Annotated in this window: 21 protein-coding genes and 1 pseudogene; 5 read left to right on the forward strand and 17 right to left on the reverse strand. The window is 62.7% G+C overall.

Annotated features, from left to right (window positions below):
• Nucleotides 1-69 (forward strand): hypothetical protein (locus ACFY9W_RS21420; RefSeq protein ID WP_391134548.1); only part of this gene is annotated, 69 nt, incomplete at its 5' end.
• A 125-nt stretch (nt 70-194) separates the two neighbouring features.
• Here the strand turns inward: ACFY9W_RS21420 and ACFY9W_RS21425 are convergent.
• From ACFY9W_RS21425 to pedF, 7 genes are all read right to left on the reverse strand, one after another.
• On the reverse strand, nt 195-1,865 hold the full coding sequence (locus tag ACFY9W_RS21425; protein ID WP_391134311.1) for a NahK/ErcS family hybrid sensor histidine kinase/response regulator: 1,671 nt from the start codon (nt 1,863-1,865) through the stop codon (nt 195-197).
• Nucleotides 1,849-3,012, reverse strand: coding sequence for an alcohol dehydrogenase-like regulatory protein ErcA (gene ercA, locus ACFY9W_RS21430; RefSeq protein ID WP_391134314.1), 1,164 nt, complete (start codon nt 3,010-3,012; stop codon nt 1,849-1,851). Before ercA ends, ACFY9W_RS21425 begins: the two co-directional genes overlap by 17 nt.
• Nucleotides 3,013-3,156: 144 nt before the next feature.
• Nucleotides 3,157-3,228, reverse strand: coding sequence for a pyrroloquinoline quinone precursor peptide PqqA (gene pqqA / locus ACFY9W_RS21435; RefSeq protein WP_010455123.1), 72 nt, complete (start codon nt 3,226-3,228; stop codon nt 3,157-3,159).
• A 229-nt stretch (nt 3,229-3,457) separates the two neighbouring features.
• Nucleotides 3,458-4,978: an aldehyde dehydrogenase family protein gene (locus ACFY9W_RS21440; protein ID WP_391134317.1), complete on the reverse strand. Its 1,521-nt coding sequence runs from the start codon at nt 4,976-4,978 to the stop codon at nt 3,458-3,460.
• 102 nt (nt 4,979-5,080) lie between these two features.
• Nucleotides 5,081-6,046 (reverse strand): quinoprotein relay system zinc metallohydrolase 1, encoded by a 966-nt coding sequence (locus tag ACFY9W_RS21445; RefSeq protein WP_391134320.1) that lies wholly within the window; start codon nt 6,044-6,046, stop codon nt 5,081-5,083.
• A gap of 38 nt (nt 6,047-6,084) precedes the next feature.
• Nucleotides 6,085-6,849 (reverse strand): quinoprotein dehydrogenase-associated SoxYZ-like carrier, encoded by a 765-nt coding sequence (locus ACFY9W_RS21450; protein ID WP_391134323.1) that lies wholly within the window; start codon nt 6,847-6,849, stop codon nt 6,085-6,087.
• Between the two features lie 5 nt (nt 6,850-6,854).
• On the reverse strand, nt 6,855-7,316 hold the full coding sequence (gene pedF / locus ACFY9W_RS21455; RefSeq protein ID WP_391134326.1) for a cytochrome c-550 PedF: 462 nt from the start codon (nt 7,314-7,316) through the stop codon (nt 6,855-6,857).
• A gap of 332 nt (nt 7,317-7,648) precedes the next feature.
• On the opposite strand from pedF, the gene exaA reads away from it, so the two are divergent.
• On the forward strand, nt 7,649-9,466 hold the full coding sequence (exaA, locus tag ACFY9W_RS21460; RefSeq protein ID WP_391134552.1) for a quinoprotein ethanol dehydrogenase: 1,818 nt from the start codon (nt 7,649-7,651) through the stop codon (nt 9,464-9,466).
• 178 nt (nt 9,467-9,644) lie between these two features.
• Complete coding sequence (locus tag ACFY9W_RS21465) at nt 9,645-10,304, forward strand: pentapeptide repeat-containing protein (RefSeq protein WP_391134329.1); 660 nt, start codon at nt 9,645-9,647, stop codon at nt 10,302-10,304.
• A 145-nt stretch (nt 10,305-10,449) separates the two neighbouring features.
• Here the strand turns inward: ACFY9W_RS21465 and ACFY9W_RS21470 are convergent, their stop codons facing one another.
• Together ACFY9W_RS21470 and ACFY9W_RS21475 are read right to left on the reverse strand one after the other, a co-directional pair.
• Complete coding sequence (locus ACFY9W_RS21470) at nt 10,450-11,088, reverse strand: response regulator (protein ID WP_391134332.1); 639 nt, start codon at nt 11,086-11,088, stop codon at nt 10,450-10,452.
• Nucleotides 11,088-11,789 (reverse strand): annotated as a pseudogene (locus tag ACFY9W_RS21475) (sensor histidine kinase); the annotation flags it as partial. The gene ACFY9W_RS21470 and the pseudogene ACFY9W_RS21475, both read right to left, overlap by 1 nt.
• A gap of 285 nt (nt 11,790-12,074) precedes the next feature.
• Between ACFY9W_RS21475 and ACFY9W_RS21480 the strand changes: the two are divergent.
• Together ACFY9W_RS21480 and ACFY9W_RS21485 are read left to right on the forward strand one after the other, a co-directional pair.
• Complete coding sequence (locus ACFY9W_RS21480; RefSeq protein ID WP_391134335.1) at nt 12,075-12,635, forward strand: rhodanese-like domain-containing protein; 561 nt, start codon at nt 12,075-12,077, stop codon at nt 12,633-12,635.
• A gap of 58 nt (nt 12,636-12,693) precedes the next feature.
• Nucleotides 12,694-13,359, forward strand: coding sequence for a response regulator (locus ACFY9W_RS21485; RefSeq protein WP_391134338.1), 666 nt, complete (start codon nt 12,694-12,696; stop codon nt 13,357-13,359).
• A gap of 106 nt (nt 13,360-13,465) precedes the next feature.
• Here ACFY9W_RS21485 and ACFY9W_RS21490 read toward each other — a convergent pair whose 3' ends face one another.
• The 8 genes from ACFY9W_RS21490 to pstC form a co-directional block, all read right to left on the reverse strand.
• A complete protein-coding gene (locus ACFY9W_RS21490; protein WP_391134341.1) occupies nt 13,466-15,361 on the reverse strand; it encodes a NahK/ErcS family hybrid sensor histidine kinase/response regulator in 1,896 nt (631 codons plus the stop codon).
• On the reverse strand, nt 15,330-16,493 hold the full coding sequence (nosP, locus tag ACFY9W_RS21495; protein ID WP_391134344.1) for a nitric oxide-sensing protein NosP: 1,164 nt from the start codon (nt 16,491-16,493) through the stop codon (nt 15,330-15,332). Before nosP ends, ACFY9W_RS21490 begins: the two co-directional genes overlap by 32 nt.
• Before the next feature lie 272 nt (nt 16,494-16,765).
• Complete coding sequence (locus ACFY9W_RS21500) at nt 16,766-17,953, reverse strand: porin (protein WP_391134346.1); 1,188 nt, start codon at nt 17,951-17,953, stop codon at nt 16,766-16,768.
• Nucleotides 17,954-18,291: 338 nt separating this feature from the next.
• Nucleotides 18,292-18,891 carry a hypothetical protein gene (locus ACFY9W_RS21505; RefSeq protein WP_391134349.1) on the reverse strand — a complete coding sequence of 200 codons (600 nt, stop codon included), beginning with the start codon at nt 18,889-18,891 and terminating at the stop codon, nt 18,292-18,294.
• On the reverse strand, nt 18,891-19,589 hold the full coding sequence (locus tag ACFY9W_RS21510) for a hypothetical protein (RefSeq protein WP_391134350.1): 699 nt from the start codon (nt 19,587-19,589) through the stop codon (nt 18,891-18,893). Before ACFY9W_RS21510 ends, ACFY9W_RS21505 begins: the two co-directional genes overlap by 1 nt.
• Nucleotides 19,590-19,683: 94 nt before the next feature.
• Nucleotides 19,684-20,469, reverse strand: a complete 786-nt coding sequence (pstB, locus tag ACFY9W_RS21515) for a phosphate ABC transporter ATP-binding protein PstB (protein ID WP_218583469.1) — start codon at nt 20,467-20,469, stop codon at nt 19,684-19,686.
• Between the two features lie 51 nt (nt 20,470-20,520).
• Nucleotides 20,521-21,414 (reverse strand): phosphate ABC transporter permease PstA, encoded by an 894-nt coding sequence (gene pstA, locus ACFY9W_RS21520; RefSeq protein ID WP_391134353.1) that lies wholly within the window; start codon nt 21,412-21,414, stop codon nt 20,521-20,523.
• Nucleotides 21,414-22,379: a phosphate ABC transporter permease subunit PstC gene (gene pstC, locus ACFY9W_RS21525; protein WP_391134356.1), complete on the reverse strand. Its 966-nt coding sequence runs from the start codon at nt 22,377-22,379 to the stop codon at nt 21,414-21,416. Before pstC ends, pstA begins: the two co-directional genes overlap by 1 nt.
• Between the last annotated feature and the right edge of the window lie 9 nt (nt 22,380-22,388).

The following is a 22,388-nucleotide window of genomic DNA, read 5'->3' on the forward strand; positions in this document are numbered from 1 at the left end:
GGCCGTGACAAGTCGCTGCATGCACTGGAGAAGTACACCGAGCTGAAGGCGACCTGGATCAAGCTGTAATCGTAAGGGGCCGCTTTGCGGCCCATCGCCGGCAAGCCAGCTCCCACAGGGATTGCGCATGGCTTGAGGTCACCGCTGTCAGGGTGGGAGCTGGCTTGCCGGCGATGGGCTGCAGAGCAGCCCCCTCAGTGTTCCTGCAGCAACTGGCTCAACACCGCCCGTAACTTTCCAGGTTTGACCGGTTTGTTCAGCAGCGGTGCTCCCAACTTCTGCAAGCCGCGGCGGCACTGGTCACTGCGGTCGGCGGTGATGATCACCGCCGGTATCGCCTCGGCAAAATGCTCGCGCAAGTGCTTGACCACCTCGCAACCCACCACGCCATGGTCCAGGTGATAGTCAGCCAGGATCAATTCCGGTGCCCGCCCCTGCAAGGCCAGCAAGGCCCCTGCCTGATCTGTCGCGGTGACCACCTCACAGCCCCACTGCCCCAGCAGTGCGCCCATGCTCTCGAGGATGCTCACTTCATTATCCAGCACCAGCAAGCGGCGGCCCGGTAGCGGGTTGCCGACGCTTGGCAGCGGCGCAGCCTGGTGAACGGCCAACGGCATGTCTTTGCCAATCGGTACCTCAATACTGAACACCGAACCACGCCCCGGCCACGAACGCACCTCGATCCGGTAGCCCAGAATCTTGGCAATCCGCTCGACGATGGCCAACCCCAGCCCCACACCCTTGCGGTCAGCAGCGCGGCCGACGTCCAGTTGGTTGAACTCCAGGAAGATTGCCTGCAACCGGTCCTGGGCAATGCCCCGCCCGGTATCCCACACCTCCAGCCGCAAATGGCCACCTCGGCGCCTGGCGCCCAGCAAAATCCTGCCTCCATCGGTGTAACGGCAGGCGTTGCTGAGGAAGTTGCGCAGGATGCGCGTCATCAGCCGCAGGTCGGTGCTGATGGCATAGTCCGGGATGCGAGCATGCAGCTTGAGGCCTTCTGCGTCGGCCACCGAACGGAACTCCGAGACCAGTGGCCCGAACAGCTCGTCGAGGCGGTACACGGCCAGGTCCGGTTTGACCGCCGCCTGGTCGAGCCGGGAAATATCCAGCAGGTCGGTCAGCAGGTCTTCGGCACCCTCCAGGGCCTGGTGGGTGCGCTCCACCAGCACGTGCTCGGCCTCTGGCAATGGCCGCTCGCGCAAGGTCGAGATGAGCAGGCGAGCGGCATTCAGCGGTTGTAACAGGTCATGGCTGGCGGCGGCAAGGTATTTGTCCTTGCTGCGGTTGGCGGCCTCTGCGGCATCGCGGGCCTCCAACAGTTCATCGGTACGCGCTGCAACCCGTTGCTCCAGTTCGTCATTGAGCTGTTGCAAGCGCTGCTGGGCCAGCTTGCGTTCAGTGATGTCGGCGACAAAACCTTCCACCAGCCCTTCCTCCCCGGGCTTGAGCAGCAGGTTCATCAACACATCGAGGTGGCTGCCGTCCTTGCGTCGCAGGCGGGTTTCGTAGCCGTGCAGGCTGCGCTCACGGGCGAGAATCGCGGTAATGGCCTGCAACTCCTCGGCACCGCCATCAAACAGGTGGGTGGCCAGGTCTGTCAGGGAAAACAGTACCGCTTGCGGGTCGTCATAGCCAAGCATGCGTGCCAACGCCGGGTTGGCGGCCCGCATGCCGTCTTGCAGGCTGGCCTGGAAAATGCCGTGCACAGCGTTTTCGAACAGCCATTTATAGCGATTGCGTTCGGCTTCCAGTTCGTCCAGGCGGGCGGAAAGCTCCGGGTAATGGCTTTTGCGTGCCGAGTGGTCGCCCAGCCCCAGCAGCCCGGCCAGCGCCCGCTGCTGCTCGTCAGAGGGCCTCGCCATAGACCACCTCGACATCACGCTGGCTCGACGCGCGAGGGTTGGTGAGAATGCACGGGTCACCCATCGCATGCTGCGACAAGAACGGGATATCGGACGTGCGCACCCCGTGCAGCCCCAGGGTTTCGTGGAAGCCGATGGCGTGTTTCAGGGCGATCAGGTGCTCCACCAGGCGCCCGCAAATCTGCCGGTGGTTGAGGCCACGGCAATCGATGCCGAATACTTCGGCAATCACCTTGAAGCGCTCCGGCGCCGAGCTGTAGTTGAACGCCACCACATGCTCCACCAGCACGGCGTTGCACAAGCCATGGGGCAGGTCGAGAAAGCCGCCAAGGCTATGAGACATGGCGTGAACCGCACCCAGGATCGCGTTGGAGAACGCCAGCCCCGCCTGCATGCTGCCCAGCATGATCTTCTCGCGCAGGCCGATATCAGTGGGGTTGGCGATCATCTCCACCAGGTTGCCATTGATCAGGCGCATGGCCTCCAGGGCATGGGGGTCGGTCAGCGGGCCGTGGCCGGTGGACACAAAGGCTTCGATGGCATGCACCAGCGCATCGATACCGGTACAGGCCGACAGGAACGGGTCCATGCTCAGGGTGGTTTGCGGGTCGATCAGCGACACGTCCGGCACCACCGCCTTGCTGACGATGGAGAACTTCATGCGTTCCTGCTGGTTGGAAATGATCACGAACTGCGACACGTCCGCCGAGGTGCCAGCGGTGGTCGGGATCAGGATCAGTGGCGGGCTGGGCACGCGGATCATGTCCACGCCTTCGAATTCGAGAATGCTGCGCCCGTGGGCGACCACAATGCCGATGGCCTTGCCGCAATCCATAGGGCTGCCGCCGCCAACGGCGACGATCACGTCACAGTGGTTTTGCCGGTAGATTTCGGCGCCAAGCATCACCTCCTCGACCCGCGGGTTGGGTGATACGGCCGTGTACAGGCAGTAGTCGATGCCTTGCGCCTGCAAGCTGGCCTCCACGTCGGCCACCCAGCCGGCGGCGATCACGCCGGGGTCGCTGACCACCAGCACCTTGCGTGCGCCGAAGGTCTTTGCGTAATTGGCAACGTTGTGCCGGCAACCGGCACCGAAGATGATTTCAGGCGAGACAAACTTGCGAAGCGGGCTGAAACTCTGGCTCATCGTGAAGCCTGTTCTTATTGTTCTGGAAGGTAACTGCCAGCGTAAAGCATCCCGCAGCGAAAGCAACCAGACCAAAGCGTGGCACTGGCTCAACCACAGGTAATCAGGGGGAACCGGCCACCGTGGCGATGGCCGGGCGGCACATCAGCGATTGGCGAAATACATCGTCACTTCAAAGCCGATGCGCAAGTCGGTAAAGGCGGGTTTATTCCACATGGGCAGTCCTCTTGTTGTGCCGGAGGGTTCCGGTAGATGCATTAATGCACGGGGGGCGATGGGGCCGAATGCTACTTTGGAAGGAAATTGTGGGGTGCGTTGGTAGGGGTGCGTCGTAACCTGTACCGGCCTCTTCGCGGGCAAGCCCGCTCCCACAGGGACTGCACAACATCCAAACCATGTGCAGAACCTGTGGGAGCGGGCGAGCCCGCGAAGGCCACGACGCGGTTTAGAAGAAACCCAACGGGTTGATGTCGTAGCTCACCAGCAGGTTCTTGGTCTGCTGATAATGATCGAGCATCATCTTGTGCGTTTCACGCCCAACCCCGGATTTCTTGTAACCACCAAACGCCGCATGCGCCGGGTACAGGTGATAGCAGTTGGTCCACACGCGGCCAGCCTTGATCCCACGACCCATGCGATAGGCACGGTTGATATCGCGGGTCCACAGGCCAGCCCCCAGGCCAAACTCTGTATCGTTGGCGATCGCCAGGGCTTCGGCCTCGTCCTTGAAGGTGGTGACGCCCACCACCGGTCCGAAGATTTCCTCCTGGAACACCCGCATCGTGTTGTTGCCCTTGAGCAGGGTCGGCTGGATGTAGTAACCACTGGCCAGGTCGCCCTGCAACCGCTCGGCGCCGCCACCGGTGAGCAGCTGCGCGCCCTCCTCCCGGGCAACCTGCAGGTACGAAAGGATCTTGTCGTATTGCTGCTCCGAGGCCTGGGCGCCCACCATGGTTTCGGTGTCCAGCGGGTTACCACGGGTGATCCTGGCGATCTTCTTCATTACCTCGGCCATGAACGGCTCGTAGATCGACTCCTGGATCAGCGCCCGCGACGGGCAGGTGCAGACCTCACCCTGGTTGAAGAACGCCAGCACCAGGCCTTCGGCGGCCTTCTCGATGAACGCTGGTTCGGCCTGCATGATGTCTTCGAAGAAAATGTTCGGCGACTTGCCACCCAGTTCGACAGTGGACGGGATGATGTTCTCGGCCGCGCACTTCATGATGTGCGAACCCACCGGAGTGGAGCCGGTGAAGGCGATCTTGGCGATGCGCTTGCTGGTGGCCAACGCTTCGCCGGCCTCACGGCCGAAGCCCTGCACGATGTTCAGCACACCCGCTGGCAGCAGGTCGGCGATCAGCTCGGCAAAAATGGTAATCGACAGCGGCGTCTGCTCCGCCGGTTTGAGTACCACGCAGTTGCCTGCGGCCAGGGCCGGGGCGAGCTTCCAGGCCGCCATCAGCAGCGGGAAGTTCCACGGGATGATCTGCCCAACCACGCCCAGCGGTTCATGGATGTGGTAGGCCACGGTGCCTTCGTTGATCTCGGCTGCGCCGCCCTCCTGGGCACGGATGCAGCCGGCAAAATAGCGAAAGTGGTCTGCTGCCAACGGCACATCGGCATTGAGCGTTTCACGCACTGCCTTGCCGTTGTCCCAGCTTTCCGTAACGGCCAGTACCTCCAGGTTCTGCTCGATACGGTCGGCGATCTTCAGCAGCACCAGGGCGCGGTCCTGCACCGAGGTCTTGCCCCAGGCATCGGCGGCAGCATGCGCAGCGTCCAGCGCCCGGTCGATGTCCTGGGCAGTGGAGCGCGGGAACTCGGCAATCGGCTGGCCATTGACCGGCGAGCTGTTGGTGAAGTAATGGCCAGCCAACGGCGCCACGAACTCGCCGTTGATGAAGTTGCCGTAACGTGGCTTGAAGGACACGACGGCGCCTGGGGTTCCGGGTTGTGCGTAGATCATGCTGGGCCTCTGTGGGTCGATGCCTGTCCAGCGACAGGCGATGCTGCGATGGTAAAAAGCCCCGCCTGCCAGGCGAATGCATCGTTGGCAGCGTGGCTCTCGTCATTTGGTAGTAAGTGGCAGGGCCGGGCTGGAGGACGATGCGCTATCAACGCGCTGCAAACGCTGACGCTCATAACGCGGATACAGGTGGCTGACACTGCGAATCAACTCGTAACGGGTCAGGCTGATACCGGCAAACCGCTCGGGGATGGGGCTGCGGATCATCTCGGCCATGTCATCACCACGGGCCGCACCCTCGCGCATCAGGCCGTCCAGCCAGCCCAGGTAGTCGCGCATCTGCGCAAAGGGCCGGTCATCGCTGGCCACTGGACCGTGCCCAGCCACCACCTGCTTCCAGGGCAGTGCCTGCAAGATGTCCAGATCCGTGAGCCACACATCCAGCCCTGGGCTGTTGGGCGTGGTCAGGGCACGTTCGTAGAACACCAGGTCCCCGGCGAACAGTACGCCAGTGTTCTCATCCAGGATTGCCAGGTCAGCACCGGTATGGCCGCCCAACGCCAGCAGACGCAACCGGTGCCCACCGACTTCGTGGATACCCGCCTCCAGTACCCGGGTTGGCAGCACCACCTCGGTACCGCGCATCCAGTCGCCGACAAGGCGGTACATGTTCTCGGCCATGGCTTCCCCTTGCTGACGCAGCAATTCTGTAGTGCCGGCCAAGGCCCCGATCGGCACATCGGTAAAGGCCTGGTTGCCCAGCACATGGTCCGGGTGATGATGGGTCAGCAGCACCTCCAGCACCGGTTTGTCGGTAACGGCTGCAATGGCCTGGCGCAACGCTTCGCCGTAGCGTTTCGACGGCCCACTGTCGATCACCACCACGCCGCTGTCGGTGACGATGAACGCGGTATTGACGATATTTCCACCATTGGCCCTGGTGAAGTTGTCGGTGCTGCCCCCCAGTAGCCAGGTGCCCTCGGCGATCTGCCGAGGTGTCAGGCGGTATTGGAGGTCTGCCCAGGCCGGCAGCCCCAGGCACAGCAGCAACAGGACGATCCAACGCATGAAGGGCGCCTCCGGTCAGGGGAAATCGGGCAACGCGCTCAGGGCACCGCCGCTTCGAACTGGTTGCCGCTGTTGTCCTGTAACAGCAGCCGGGTCGGCCCGCTGCCCTGGACATCGAAACCCAGGTTGGGGTTTTCGCTGACCGCCGGGTACAACTCAAGGCTGGCCAGGCGCTGGCCGTCCGCGTCTTGCAACTCGGCATGGTTGAGGAAGAACTCGGGGATGCCGCTGACCAGGCCGTTGTCCATCGGGTGGGCCACCTGCAAGCGCAATCGGCTGCTGTCGCCACGCGGATAGCGCCCGCCCAGCACTTCACCGAGGTGCTCCTCCCACCCGGGTTGGGTGCGCACCACGCTGGGCGCCGTGCACCCGCCGCCAGCAGCGTCGATCAGGGTCGAGCCGACGTGCCACAGGCCATCGCGCGTCAGCACGGCAGCGCGCAGCGGGGTGGCTTGTTCGATACGGATGCGGATCGACAGCCAGGGCAGCACGTGCTCGCCGGGCTGAAAGTCGACAATACGCGGCAAGGGGTTCAGCTCTGCCCAGGCGATGATGCGTACCACCTCGCCAGAAAACGCCCGGGCGTCGATTTCCAGCGGTACCTGCCGGGCATCTTCGGCAAACGGCGGCACCAGTAGCTTGACCCGGTCATCGAAGACGAACGCGGCCTGCCCGAGCAGTTGTTTATGGTAGAAGGCCCACATCACCGAGGGCACCGGATCTGTCTGGGTGCCTTGTGCAGCCGCCCGGGCCGTCGCGCACCCCAGCAGCAGGCTACAAAACAGCACGGCAAACAGACGCATGGCCGTCACTCCTCGACGTGCACGCTGTCCAGGTAGGTGCGCACTGCCCACAGGGCTTCCTGGCTGAGGTAGTCGGCCATCTTCGGCATGTACACACGGCCATCGCGGACCGCGCCGTGGCGTACCCGCTCGACAAACCATTCATCCCCGGCGTCCCCGGCATCAAGCATGCGCAGGTCTGGAGCAATGCCACCCGACTTGGCCTCCAGGCCATGGCAGGCAGCGCAGTTCTGGTTGTAGGCCGAGGCGCCGATTTCCACGGCCTTGTCATGTTCGGGTGAGGTGCGATACGGGTTGACCGCCGCCCAGCCGTCGCCATCCAGGCTTACACCGGCGTCCTTGATTGGGGTCAGGCCCTTGGTCTCCACGGCCTGGGGCACCACATTGCCATGGGCCCAGGCCGTACCGGTCAGCACCGCCGCGGCCAGCAGCCCTGTAGCCAGCAATACATTGCGTTTTGTTGTCATTCTTATGCCCTCACCATTGCACGCAAAGCCTCAACCACAGAGGCCGTGCCGCCATCTTAAAAACAGCCCGCAGGCGGCCGAATGCTGCTTTGGTGGCCGGGCCTTAGTCCCTTGGTAGTAGGGCTTGTGGCGAAGGGCCAAATGAGGTGCCGTCCGGGAGCTTTTCCCGGCAAGAGCGGGACATTTTCCGTATCCCGCAGCCGCCGCTGCGCCCCACCCTGTGCAGGCCAAAACCTCCACTGGGAACTGCAACCATGACAATAAGATCGCTACCCGCCCTTTCCCCTCTGGCCCTGAGCGTGCGCGTGCTGCTGATGGCCGGTAGCCTGGCCATGGGCACTGTGGCAACAGCGGCCACCGCCCCTGCGGCACCTGCCAGCAAGAATGTCACCTGGGAAGACATCGCCAACGACCACCTCACCACCAAGGACGTGCTGCAGTACGGCATGGGCACCAACGCCCAGCGCTGGAGCCCCTTGGCGCAGGTCAATGACAAGAACGTGTTCAAGCTCACCCCAGCCTGGTCGTATTCGTTCGGCGACGAAAAGCAGCGCGGCCAGGAGTCCCAGGCCATCGTCAGCGACGGCGTGGTCTACGTCACCGGCTCGTACTCGCGGGTGTTCGCCCTGGATGCCAAGACCGGCAAACGCCTGTGGACCTACAACCACCGCCTGCCCGACAACATTCGCCCGTGCTGCGACGTGGTCAACCGCGGGGCGGCGATCTACGGCGACAAGATCTATTTCGGCACCCTCGACGCACGGCTCATAGCCCTCGACAAGAACACCGGCAAAGTGGTGTGGAACAAGAAGTTCGGCGACCACAGCGCCGGCTACACCATGACCGGCGCCCCGGTGCTGATCAAAGACAAGACCAGCGGCAAGGTGCTGCTGATTCACGGCAGCTCCGGCGATGAATTCGGCGTGGTTGGCCAGCTGTTCGCCCGCGACCCGGACACTGGCGAAGAAGTGTGGATGCGGCCCTTTGTCGAAGGCCACATGGGTCGCCTGAACGGCAAGGACAGCACCCCGACCGGCAATGTCAAAGCGCCCTCCTGGCCAGACGACCCGACCACCGAAACCGGCAAGGTCGAAGCCTGGAGCCACGGCGGCGGCGCCCCTTGGCAGAGCGCCAGCTTCGATGCCGAGACCAACACCATCATTGTTGGTGCTGGTAACCCCGGCCCCTGGAACACCTGGGCACGCACCTCCAAGGACGGCAACCCCCACGACTACGACAGCCTCTACACCTCGGGCCAGGTGGGTGTCGACCCCAGCACCGGCGAGGTGAAGTGGTTCTACCAGCACACGCCAAACGATGCCTGGGACTTCTCTGGCAACAACGAGTTGGTGCTGTTCGACTACAAGGACAAAGACGGCAAGGTGGTCAAGGCTACCGGGCACGCCGACCGCAACGGTTTCTTCTACGTGGTGGACCGCAACAACGGCAAGCTGCAGAACGCCTTCCCGTTCGTGGACAACATCACCTGGGCCAGCCATATCGACCTGAAGACCGGCCGCCCGGTCGAAAACCCCGGCCAACGTCCGGCCAAGCCGCTGCCGGGTGAAACCAAGGGCAAGCCGGTTGAAGTCTCGCCACCGTTCCTCGGCGGCAAGAACTGGAACCCCATGGCCTACAGCCAGGACACCGGCCTGTTCTATATCCCCGGCAACCAGTGGAAAGAGGAATACTGGACCGAGGAAGTGAACTACAAGAAGGGTTCGGCGTACCTGGGCATGGGCTTCCGCATCAAGCGCATGTACGACGACCACGTCGGCACCTTGCGCGCCATGGACCCGACCACCGGCAAGCTGGTGTGGGAACACAAGGAGCACCTGCCGCTGTGGGCTGGCGTGCTGGCGACCAAGGGCAACCTGGTGTTCACCGGCACCGGCGACGGTTTCTTCAAGGCCTTCGACGCCAAGACGGGCAAGGAGCTGTGGAAGTTCCAGACCGGCAGCGGCATCGTCTCGCCGCCCATCACCTGGGAGCAGGACGGCGAGCAGTACATCGGCGTAACCGTGGGCTACGGCGGCGCGGTGCCACTGTGGGGCGGTGACATGGCCGAGCTGACCAAGCCGGTGGCCCAGGGTGGTTCGTTCTGGGTCTTCAAGATCCCGACCTGGGACACCAAGACCGCGCAGCGTTGACCGCCTGAGGTGAAGCATCACTGGGGCTGCGCTGCAGCCCATCGCCGGCAAGCCAGCTCCCACAGGTACAGCGCAGGTCTCAAGGACAGTGCAGATCCTGTGGGAGCTGGCTTGCCGGCGATGGGCCGCGAAGCGGCCCCATAGCGCCTATCTCCTATACCGACGAGAGCCATTCGCCATGAACTACCTGCCCTTTGCCCTGTTGTTGGTACTTTCGCCCGCCCTGGCCGTCAATGCCGACGACGATGGCAACGATGCCCCGTTGACCATCAACGGCTGCGTGATCGCCGAAGCCAGCCAGTGCCCGGGCGCCAACCTGCGCGGCGCCAACCTGGCCAACCAGGACCTGCGCAAGATGAACCTGGCCGGCGCCGACCTGCGGGATGCCGACCTGCGCCACGCCCGGCTGGACCTGGCCAACCTGGAAAAAGCCCGCCTGCAAGGCGCCAACCTGACCCGCGCCAGCTTGCAACAAAGCAACCTGCGCCTGGCTGACCTGAGTAATAGCAAGTTGGTCGCCATCCAAGGCTGGGGCATGTTCGCCCAAGGCGCGCAGTTCGAGAAAGCCGACCTCGGCGCGGCCTACTTGCAGTTCGCTCGGCTGTCAGGGGCAAAGATGCACCAGGCCAACCTTCGGGCGGCGGACCTGGAGATGGCCTGGCTGAGCAAGACAGATCTGCAAGGCGCCGACCTGGAGGATGCCAATCTGCAAGAGGCTAAATTTGGCCAGAGCAATTTGGCCCGCGCCGATCTGCGCGGGGCGCGGCAGCATTACGGGAATTTCCAGGAAGCCAACATGGAGGGTTGCAAGGGGTGCCCTGAGACGTGGGACAATTGATGCAGCTACACGATCAGCTGTGGGAGCGGGCATGCCCGCGAAGCAGCCAACGCGAGCTCTGGCACCGGCTTTGCCGGTGTTCGCGGCGGTTCGACGCATCGACGCGCCCGCTCCCACAGGGGCCGCGCTCTGTCCATAAAGAATCTCAACCCGCCACCCGCACCACCCCCAGGTCGATTCCAAGATGCACCAGCTCGGCATGCGAGCTGACCTGCAACTTGCTCTTGAGCAAGGTCAAGTGGTTGGACACGGTCTTGCCACTGATACACAGCTGCTCGGCAATCACCCGCGCCGGAGTGCCCTTGGCCAGCATCGTGAAAATCTCCAGTTCACGCTGGGTCATGCGCTGCAACCGCGGATCGTTTGCGCGGTGTTGTGAAGTGCACGCCAATTCGGTGGCCAAAGGCTGTTCGATATAGGCGTGCCCGGCCAGCACCCGCTGCACCGCCTCGATCAATACTTCCGGCGCCGAGTTCTTGGTCAGGTAACCGGAGGCCCCGGCGTCCAGCGCCTGGCGCACCAGCGGCAGCTCGTCGTGCATGCTGAAAAACAGCACCCGCAGCTGGGGCAAGCGCTGGCGCAGCCGGCGGGTAGTTTCCAGGCCACTGATACCCGGCAGGCCGAAGTCCATGATCACCAGGTTAGGCACTTGCTCCTGAACACGGACCAAAGCCTCTTCGCCACTGGCAGCCTCACGTACTTCCATCGTGGGCAACACCGCCCGCAGCAGGCTGGCATAGCCTTGGCGGACCACGGCATGGTCATCGACCAATACAATATTCATCACACCTCCAGGGGAATATTCAGGGCCAGCGCCCAACCAGCGCCGGGGCGGCTGAGAATGCGCAGTTCACCCCCCAGGCTACGCGCACGTTCGGCCATCGAGTACAGGCCTACCCCCGGGCGCTGGGGCTGTTGCGCACCGCAGCCGTTGTCACGTATGAACAGGCGCAGGCCCTTGGCGCTGCGTTGCAGACGCACCCGCACCTGGCTGGCGCCGGCATGCCGGGCGACGTTGGTCAGCGCTTCCTGCAGCAAGCGGTACAAGTGCATCCTGCTCGGCCCGGGCAACGCTGGTAGATGCTCGCCAACCCGCAGCCTACATTCTATGCCCTGGCTGGCTTGCCACTGGCTCACCAACAGGCCGAAGGCGTCGGCCAGCGGCATATGCTGTAACGCCACCGGGTACAGGTTGTGCACCAAGGCCCGAAAGCCCAGCTGCAGGCCTTCGCAATTGGTTTCAAGGGCACGCGCCGTTCGCGTCACCATTGCAGGTTGCTCGGCCACCCTGCGCAGCAGGCAGAGTTGGGCACGGATACCCGCCAGGTACTGCCCCAGGTCATCGTGGAGGGTTTGCGCCAACCGGGTGCGCTCTTGCTCCTGTGCCGCCAGCAGGGCTTGGGTCAGCTGGGCATTGTCGGCCTGCGCCTGCTCCAGCGCCGCAGCCATGCGGGTGCAGTGTTCCGCCAATTGACGTGCTTGCGGCTGGGCAAAGCAACCGGTGATCCAAGGGTTGATGCGCCACAGGGCAGACAGATTGATGCGACGCATAGGCGGTTCTCCTCAAGGCGCTGGCACCATCGTAAAACCGAGTCTCACACGGTGAATTACTACCTTGGTACCGGCCAAGCGCTACTTTCCGGGGGTTGCGAGCGCATCCCAAAGCCTGCGGCCATCTACTACTTTGGTACTGCATTTACTGTCTATCGTCGCATTCACAAAGCACCGCCACTGGCATGTAATGGGCCTATAACAAAAAGGAAAAAAACCATGCCACGTGCCCTGCCCCGGCTGCCACGCCCCATACTGGCGGCACTTTCGCTAAGCCTGACGCTGGGCATCGCCCAGGCCGACAGCACACCGCTGTTTTCCGCCGAAGGCTACCGCACCACCCTTTACCGCAGCCCGACCCCGCAGCAGGTCGAAGGGGGCCAGGTCATCGACACCGCCAGCCTGCAACGCTTGCTGCACCAGCACCCCAAGCCGGTGCTGATCGACGTTTATCGCCGTCAATGGCTGCAAGGCCGCTTCATCGAAGACGAACCGCACGCCAACCTGCCCGGCAGCCTATGGCTGGCCAACACCGGCGACGGCGAACTGAGCCCGGCCTGGCAGGAGTACTTCGTACGTAACCTGCAAAAGGCCACAGCCGGCCTCCATGACCAGCCGCTAGTCTTTTACTGCCGCTCCAATTGCTGGTTAAGCTGGAACGCGGTAAAACGCGCAAAGGCCCTGGGCTACAAGAACCTGTATTGGTACCGGGACGGCCTGGACGCCTGGCAGCAGGCCAACCTGCCGCTGCAGCCCGCGCAACCCGCGCCCTTTCCCTGAATTGCATGACCCACAACGCGTGCCCCGCCCCTTCCAATAAAAACAAGGTGAAATGGCCATGTACAAAATTCTGATTGCCGACGATCACCCCCTGTTTCGCGAAGCCATCCACAACGTCATCAGCGATGGCTTCCAGGGCAGCGAAGTGATGGAAACTGCCGACCTGGACAGCGCCCTGGCATTGACCCAGGCGCATGACGACCTTGACCTGATCCTGCTCGATTTGAACATGCCCGGCATGCACGGCCTCAATGGCTTGATCACCCTGCGTAACGAGGCCCCGACCACGCCGGTGGTGATCGTTTCGGCCGAGCAGGAAAAGCAGATCGTGCTGCAGGCCATCACCTACGGCGCAGTGGGTTTCATCACCAAGTCATCGCCTCGTTCGCAAATGATCGAGGCGATCGAGCAGATCCTCAACGGCAATGTCTACCTGCCGCCTGACATCATCCGGGCGCAGAAAAGCAGCACCAGCCGGCGCCACACCGATGCCCCCAGCTTCCCGCCGGAAATGCTCCAGGCCCTGACCCGCAAGCAGCTGCTGGTGCTGGAGCGCATGACCAAGGGTGAATCGAACAAACAGATTGCCTATACGCTGGATATTGCTGAAACCACGGTCAAGGCCCATGTTTCGGCGATCTTGCGCAAGCTCAATGTGCATAACCGGGTGCAGGCCATTCTGAGTGCTGGCGATATCGATTTCGCTGATTACCTGCGGCGTTAGCCTGTTCCGGCCTCTTCGCGGGCAAGCCCGCTCCCACAGGTATCGTGCAGCTTTGCAGCCTGTAGAAATCCTGTGGGAGCGGGCTTGCCCGCGAAGAAGCCAGTCGCTATGTATCGCTGTTTAACAAGTGGCTCATCGCAGTCTTGAGTTTCATTGGCCGCACCGGCTTGTGCATCAGGGTGTGGCCCAGCTCGCGGATCTGTTGCTTGAGGTCATTGCTGTAGTTGGCGGTGATCATCAGTGCCGGTAAAGGCTGGGCGCGACGGGCATTGATCCGCGCCACGGCGTCGACACCATTGCAGTCGTTGTCCAGGTGGTAGTCGGCGATCAGCAGGTCGGCCTCGGCGTGGTAGTTGTCCACCTGGCGCGCCAGGTCTTCTTCCGACAACGCCGTGACCACCTGGCACCCCCAGCCCTCCAGCAAGGTGCGCATGCCGGCGCATATCGCCGCATCGTTATCCAGCACCCATACCCGCGCCCCGCGCAGGCGGTCGAGCATCGGCTCGCAAATCAGCGGGCCTGGCTGGGCTTTGGGCGTGAGGGTGCTCAACGGCACTTCGACGGCAAACACCGACCCTTTGCCAAGCCATGAGCGCACCCGGATCCTGTGGCCGAGGATGCCAGCGATCTTTTCCACGATCGCCAGCCCCAGGCCCAACCCGCGATCCTGGTCCGGCCGCTGCACATCCCCGCGTTTGAACTCCTGGAACATGTCTTCAAGGTGCTCTTCGGCGATGCCGATACCAGTGTCCCACACTTCGATCCGCAGGCCCCCGCGCTGGCGCCGACACCCCAGCACCACGCGCCCGCTACGGGTATAGCGGATGGCATTGCTGAGCAAATTGCGCAAAATCCGCGCCAGCAACTGGATGTCACTGCGCACCACCGCGCAGCTGCCCACGAAATGCAGTTCAAGCCCCTCGCTGCGCGCCACCTGGGCGTACTCGGCGGCAAGGTTGTCCATCAGCTCGTGCAGGGCGAAAGGCGCGACATCGGCCTTGATCACCCCGGCATCCAGCTTGGAGATGTCCACCAACGTACCTAGCAGGTTCTCTACATCTTCCAGCGAGTTGCTGACATTGCGTACCAGGTGGTTACTGTCTTGCGGCTCGCGGCGCTCGAGCAGCGCGCTGGTGAACAGCCGCGCCGCGTTCAGCGGTTGCAACAGGTCGTGGCTGACCGCCGCAAGGAACTTGGTTTTCGACAGGTTGGCCTGTTCGGCCTCGCGCTTGGCCTCGCGCAGGCGCGATTCGGCCTGGCTGCGTTCTTCGATTTCACGCAGCAACTGCTCGTTCAGGCTGGTCAGTTCGGCAGTACGTTCGCGCACCCGTTGCTCCAGGTGCTGATAGGCCTGGTGCAGTGCCTGGGCGGTATTGCGGCGCTCGGTAATGTCGCGGATCAACACGAAAATGCCCACCACCTCGCCGCTGGCCAGACGGTTGGGCACGTAGGAACGGAGCATGTAGCGCTCCTGGCCATTGATGTTGGTTTCGGCAAATTCGAACGTAACGCTCTCCCCTGCCAGCGCCCGTGCCACGTAGGCTTCCAGGCGCAGGTAGTGCTGCTCGCTGTGGGCCTGGCGCAAGCTCTGGCCGAGCATCACGCCGTGCGGCCAGCAGTACCACTCTTCATACACCTTGTTGGTGAACTCGTAGACAAGATCGGCATTCAAGTAAGCGATCAGCGCTGGGACATTGTCGGTAATCAGGCGGATCTGGTGCTGATGGGCGGTCTCGGCACGCTGCCGGGCCTCGCTGAGCAGGCGGTTGACAGCCTTGAGCTCGGCCATGGCCTGGTTCAGCGCATCGGTGCGCTCGCGCACCTGCTCGGCCAGTACCACAGAATGCTGGAACGCGGCATAGGGGTCGTTGCCCCGTGTTGCGCCAGACTCGACGCGCTCGATCAATGCGCCGTTGATTCGCTGCAACTTTTGGTTTTCGTGCTGCAGCCGGTTCACCTCGGCCTGCAGTTCAGCGGCCGACGGGACGCCGGTTGCGGGCAATGGCAACCCCGGTGAAGGTCTGGTTGATGTGCATGCCATTGAACTGTTCTCCGTAGGTATTGAAACCAATCACCCGCTGCTCGCGCAAAAACGCACCGATTGGCTCCAGGCCATGCTGGGCTTCCAGTTCCAGGCGCCGCAGAAAGCAGTCGCACCCAATGGTCAGCAGCGGTGGGCCAAGGCGCTGGTGCAAACCGTCGAACAGCTGGTGCAGGTTTGGCAACAGAGGGCCTGGGGTCATGGCGGTAAGCACGATGCCGTTCTCCACCGCGCAGTAGAAGCTCAGGCTCAGGTCCGCATGCACCTGCTGGATCGCCCGCACGTAGTACTGGTCGTGAATACGCACGGCCAGCGGGTGAGCGGCGAACACCTGGTGATCCAGCGCAGCAACGGGCACGCCGATGTGCCGGGCATACTCCTCGGCGGCGGGTTCGGCATTCAGTTCGTAAACCCGACGCAGGGCGCTGTCGGCGCCGGTTACCACCAGCTTTTCCTGGCGTGGCAGGATGTGGTGCGTGGTGAACACTTCAAAGTCGAGCCAGGTGTTTACCAATACAACCACTGCCGCCCCGCTGTGAAAAACGCCGCCGTAATACACGTGGGTACGGTTGAGGTAGTTATCGTCGCCTGCCGACCCACCGAAGTGCGGGATGTCCCCCAATGCCGCACTGAGGGCAGCGAGCACCATCTCCTCACGGCTGGACAGGCCGTCGAGCAGGGTCAGGGCAAAGCTGTGGCCCTTGATGGGTGCCAGGGTATTGCTGCGGCAGGTGCCGACCAGCCGTTCAACCATCTGCTGCGCGTCAATCAGGCTGAAGCGCTCCATTTCATCGATCAACGCGGTGGCGATGGAGAAGTGCCGGTAATCGAAGCCCACTGCCGTTACGCAATTGCGGCCGTAGCCCAGCGGGGTGATTTCGCCGGCGCTGGTGCAGCCCACCAGGCGAATGCCCCCGAAGTCTTGCTCCAGCGCTACACCCAGGGCTTGAAGGTCGTATTCGGCGGAGCAGAAGAACAGCACGCAGCCCAGGTGCGGGTGCAGCAACTGCCGGGCCAGGTCTTGTGCGGCCAACCGGGCGTCGGTGGCCAGGGACATGGCGCTGACCACACCGTCGTTATGAGCCTGCTGCATCGTGGTCTCCGGCGCGGGGTGGCTGAGCCGTAAGTGTACGAAGCCCTCCCTGTGGGACGAATGCTACTTGGGTAGCGGGTTGGCGGTTCGATGGACCTAGATTTGCCAGTTTGCACATGAGCGTGTAGGAGCGGCCTTGCGTCGCGAAAGGGCCGCAAAGCGGCCCCAGCAGTATCAGCGTCTACCCAGACATCGAGGGGCTGCTTTGCAGCCCTTTCGCGACGCAAGGCCGCTCCTACAGTTGACCGCAGCGCTGCTTGAGCTGTTCGGGCTTACCAGGTCAACACCGCGCCCACCGCAAAGGTATCGGTGTCTTCGTTCTGCGCACTGGTGTCATGCCCGTCGATGGAGAACTGGTTGTACTCGGCCACCAGCTTGAGGTTGTCGTTTACATCGTGGAACAGCGCCACGCCGCGGGTCTCGTAATCTGCCCCGCTGCCCACCGCGCCATTGCCATCGTCCTTGGTCTTGCCGTAGGACAGTGCAATGCGGTTCTTGCCAACCTTGTACGAACCCTGCAGCAGGTAGCCGTCACTGTCGACGTTGCGCAAAACCGGCTCACCCGCGTTGTTGGTGAAGAACGGGTTGATGCCCTTGGCCTGGAACCCCGAGCCGGTCAGCGACAGCCCGCCCATCTTCGCCTGCACACCGTAACCCACGCCCTTGGACGTGACCGTTTCTACCGTCGAGTCGGTGTTGTCGGAGGTCTGGTAGCTGCCGTTGACCCAGCTGTAGATCTGCGCCCCACCCAGGTCGAACTGGTAGGTAATCTCGCTCTCGGTGCGCGGGTTTTCCTGGTAGGCCTTGCCGGTCGGGCTGCTGTCGTTGGTGTCCACCGGGTCCATGATGCCTACCGCCACCCGCAGGCCATCCATCACCGGCGTGCGGTAGGTGATCTGCGAGGTGGGGAACGGGTACGGGTAGCCGCTGCCGATGTTGCCGAACGACACCCCGCCGCCATCCACCAGCCCCAGGGTGTCACTGACCTGGCCGTAACCTGCCAGCAGCTCATCGAGCAGGATGTTGGAGCGGGCGACCAACCCGAAGTCCTTGCCGATCAGCACCTCACCCCACTCGGGGTTGGCCACGGTGCCGTAGAACTGGCGTACGTCGATGGCGGTGTCGGTGCCGTTGGTTTCACTGTCGTTGATGGTGACCCAGAACGAGGCACGAGCGCCGAGCTTCAGGTCATCGACCTGTTTGCCCATGTTGAAGCCCAGGTAATTGGGCAAGAAGCCCATTTTCACCCGCGACTGACGGCGGTCGAACTGCTCGCCTTCACGGTCGACCTTGCTGTTGACGTAGAAGGCGTTGATATAGCCATCGGTGGAAAACGTGGTCTGATCCTTGTCGTACAGCATGATCTCGGCCTCGGCGACGCCGCTCAGGCCCAGGGCAGAGAAGCTGGCGATGGCGGCTGCCAGAAAACGAGGCGGCAGGTGCTTATTGTTGTTGTGCATGGCGCGCTCCAAACGGGGGACTGGATGTCGGAGGCGATTATCAGAAGCGGGTAAATGGCGAGGTATGCTGCTTTGGGGCGGGGTGGCGGGTGCTTTGGGGCGGCAGGTTGGGCGCGGTGATTTGGTGCTGGTACCAGGTTGGGCCAGGAGGGAAGACCTAAGGTGTACACCTCATCAGCATGCAGGTATCAATACAACGGTACGAACTGGGGCCGCCTTGCGGCCCTTCGCGGGCAAGCCCGCTCCCACAGGTACTGCACAGCCATTTGCAGCGGTGCGATCCCTGTGGGAGCGGGCGTGCCCGCGAAGGGCTGCAAGGCAGCCCCATTATCGTGTTGTCAGGATGCAAGTGCCTGCGAGCGTTGCTGCACGGGCATGTCATACCGATGCGGTTGCTGCCAGGCCAGCCGCGCCTGCACGTCGACCGCCGCATCCTTCACCTTCTGCGCCCAGTTTTCATCCTTCGGGCACACCACCACCACGCGGAACCCATGGTCGACGCCTTCCAGGCGCACGCCTTCGGAATCGTCCACATGCAAATCGATATCGAACGCCGATGGCAGCTTGGACGGCGAATTCTCCAGCCCATTCTGGGCGAGGATGTGCTGGTGCCGGTCACTGTTGACCACACCGTCAACATGAATGCCATAGAGCATCAGCCAGCGGCGAATGTAGGCCGGGGTGCGCCCGGAAGAGGTATAGATCCAGATGCTGCAACCCTGGCGGCGCAGGTCACGGATCAGTTCGCGGGTGCCACTGCGCAGTGGCTCGCCCAGCCAGCGGTGGACGAAGCCCGGCAACTTGCTGTCCTCGGCGGCAGCGTGTTCGGGCTGGCAGGCCAGCGTGTCGTCGATATCGAACGAAATACGTACCTGGCCGCGCTTGAGCTTGCGCTCGATGGCCTGCCGCCCGCGTTCCAACATGGAGACTCGTTGCATCAGCGGCTCCCCTCACACGCAGGCACGTGCGTGCCGCGCAAAAAGAACTTGCCGGGCTCAGGCGCCTTCGCTTCAAGGAAAGCGGCGTACTTTTTCTTGATCTTGGGTAGTTCGTACAAAGCCTTGACACCGTGTTTGGCGGAGTTGCGTATGACCGAGGACGGGTTGAAGTAACCCTCGGCGTTATCCAGCGACAGCACGAATGGCGGCAGCCCGGCACGCATCAGCAAGTAGCTGACAATGAGCGAACCTGTGCGGTTGTTGCCTTCGATGAACAGCTGCGGCTTGCTGAGGATTCGTACATACACACCGGCTGCCCGCTTCCAGATGGAATCGCTGCGGTACGAGCAGTACCAGTTGTACAAATCCTTGATGCCACCTTCGACGTTGTTGAAAAAGTGTGCCTCGGTTGCTGCCAGGTGCGGGGCGAATTCCAGGCGGCGGGCCGGGTCGCTGCCGCACAGCACGGTGGCATTGATTTCCAGCATCAGGTTCAGCTGTTGCAGGTCGAACAGGTCGATACCGCGAGCGACATAGTCGTCAATCAGGGCATACCCTTCAAGCACATTCAGCAGCACCTCGTCGGTAAACGGGTCCCGCGCTTCAGTGAAATGCTGGCTGAGTTCGGCAAAGCGGCCCTGCACCTCGCGCAGTGCGCGCTCTACCGCTGACAGATCAAGACGACGCGTCGCTTGCATTGGAAATCCCGGGTAACACTTTAACGGAAGGTAACGCGGCCGGGTGCTGCAACCTCCCTGGTTGCAACACCCGGCCACCTTGGCTGTGCGTGACTCAGCTGAACTTGCCGCTGATGTAGTCACTGGTCAGTTGTTCGCGCGGGTTCTGGAAGATCTGCGCGGTCGGGCCCATCTCGACCAGGTAACCGGTGCGAGTGCCCTGGGAAATATCCACTGAGAAGAACGCCGTGGTGTCAGCCACACGAATCGCCTGCTGCATGTTGTGGGTCACCAGGGCGATGGTGTAGTCCTTCTTCAGCTCGACCATCAGCTCTTCAACGCGGCGGGTGGCGATGGGGTCGAGTGCCGAGCACGGTTCGTCCAGCAACAGCACTTCCGGTTCGGTGGCAATGGCGCGTGCGATGCACAGGCGCTGCTGCTGGCCGCCGGACAACGACAGGCCGCTGACCTTGAGCTTGTCCTTCACTTCGTCCCACAGGGCGGCGCCCTGCAAGGCGTGCTTCACGCGGTCACCCAGGTCGCCCTTGTAGCGGTTCAGGCGCAGGCCGAAAGCCACGTTGTCGAAGATGCTCATCGAGAACGGGTTGGGCTGCTGGAACACCATGCCGATGTAGCGGCGCACCACTACCGGGTCGACGCCCTTGCCGTAGACATCCTGGCCGAGGAAGTGCACATGCCCTTCGAAGCGGAAGCCTTTGACCAGGTCGTTCATGCGGTTGAGGCTACGCAGCACGGTACTTTTGCCGCAGCCAGACGGCCCGATGAAACCGGTGATCTCGTTTTTACGGATAGGGACATGGCTGTCACGTACGGCCATGAAATTGCCGTAGAAGATCTTGTCCAGCTTGCAGTCCATGACGATGGGGGCTTCGTTGACCATGGGAGCGGCCTTTTTCGCGGTGGATACGTTCAAGTTCGGATGCTCCCTTTCTCAATACTTGGGCTTGCCGAATACACGGCTAAGAATGTTGATTACCAGCACGATCATCACCAGTACCAGCGAGGCCGCCCAGGCGAGCTCCAGCTGGTTGTCGAACGGCATGCCGGAGAAGTTGTAAATCAGTACGGCAAGCGAGGCCGTGGGGTTCATGACGGCCAGGCTGCCGTCGTGATAGATCCAGTAGTTACTGAACAACGCGGTGAACAGCAGCGGTGCGGTTTCGCCAGCGGCGCGGGCCACGGCCAGCATGACGCCGGTCAGGATGGCAGGCAGACCGGTGGGCAGGACGATCTTGCAGATCACCTGCGCACGGGTACAACCCATGCCGTAGGCGGCATCCTTCATGATCTTGGGCACCATCTTCATCGACTCTTCGGCGGTCAGCACCACGATAGGCAGCATCAGTACCGCCAGGGCCACACCACCGGCTGGCGCCGAATAGGTACCGGTGGTCATCACCACCAGGGCGTAGGCAAATACGCCAGCCAGGATCGACGGCAGGCCGGTGAGCATCTTGGCGGCAAAGCGTGCGGCGTTGGCCAGCTTGCTCTCCGGGCCGAGTTCGGCCAGGAACACCGCGGCCAGGATACCGACCGGCACCGCGATGGCTGCCGCGATACCGACCATGACGAAGGTACCGGCCATGGCGTTGCCGAAACCGCCACCCATCTCGAAACCGGTGGGCGGCAGTTCAGTGAACACTTCCAGGCTAAGGCGTGCACCACCACGGGTAATCAGCATGTACAGCACGGAAATCAGCGGCACACTGGCCACCAGTGCGGCCACCCAGGCCACGGTGGTCAGGATCAGGCTACGCAGGGCGCGGCCTTCCAGCTTGCGCTGCAGGCTGGGCAAAGCGGTTGCCGGGGTGCTGAGGTCAGTCATTATTTGTTACCCCGCTGGGCGTAGAGCATGATCATCGAGCCGAGTACGTTCACCAGCAAGGTGATGAACATCAGCACCAGTGCCGCATACATCAGCACTTCGACCTCGTTCGGGCCGGCCTCCGGGAAGTTCAGCGCCAACAGCGCTGCCAGGGTGTTGGCCGGGGCGAACAGAGAAAGGGAAATGGTGTTGGCGTTACCGACCAGCATCGCCAGCGCCATGGTTTCACCCAGTGCACGGCCCAGGCCCAGCACCAGCGAGCCGAAGATACCGGTGGCGGCGGATGGCACCATCACTTTCAGGATGGCTTCCCAGTGCGTGGTGCCCATGCCGTAGGCAGCCTGCTTGGTTTTCATCGGCACGCTGGTGAGCGCGTCCTGGGAAACGGCAGCAATGGTCGGCAGGATCATGATCGCCAGCACCAGCGCCGCAGGCAGCAGGCCCGGGCCACTCAGGGAGGTGCCGAAAAACGGGATCCAGCCCAGTTCGCTGTTCAACCAGGTGGTCAGCGGGCGGATGGCCGGGATGACCACGTAGATGCCCCACAGGCCATACACCACGCTGGGGATGGCGGCGAGCAGTTCGACAATGGTGCGGAACACGGCAGCCAGCCGTGCCGGCAGGAAATCCTGGGTAAGGAAAATGGCCATGCTGACGCCGAAGAAACCGGCGATCAACAGTGCGATAAGGGCGCTGTAAAGCGTGCCCCAGATCGCTGGCAGAATACCGTACTTGCCTTGGTTAACGTCCCAGACGCTGCCGAACAGCACGTCAAAACCGTGTTTTTCAATGCCTGGCAGTGCCTTGCGGCCCACTTCGTAGACCAGCGCGACGACCAGCGCCAGTACCAGCACCACACCAATGCGTGCAAGCGCACGGAAGGTACGGTCAACCAGGAAGTCTTTCGCAGACGGTGGCTGGCACGCGGAGTCGGGGTTATCCGGTATGGCAAAGGGTGTGTTCATGAGCGAGTT

Origin of the sequence: Pseudomonas sp. NPDC008258, assembly GCF_042956345.1 — a bacterium.
Taxonomy (GTDB): domain Bacteria; phylum Pseudomonadota; class Gammaproteobacteria; order Pseudomonadales; family Pseudomonadaceae; genus Aquipseudomonas.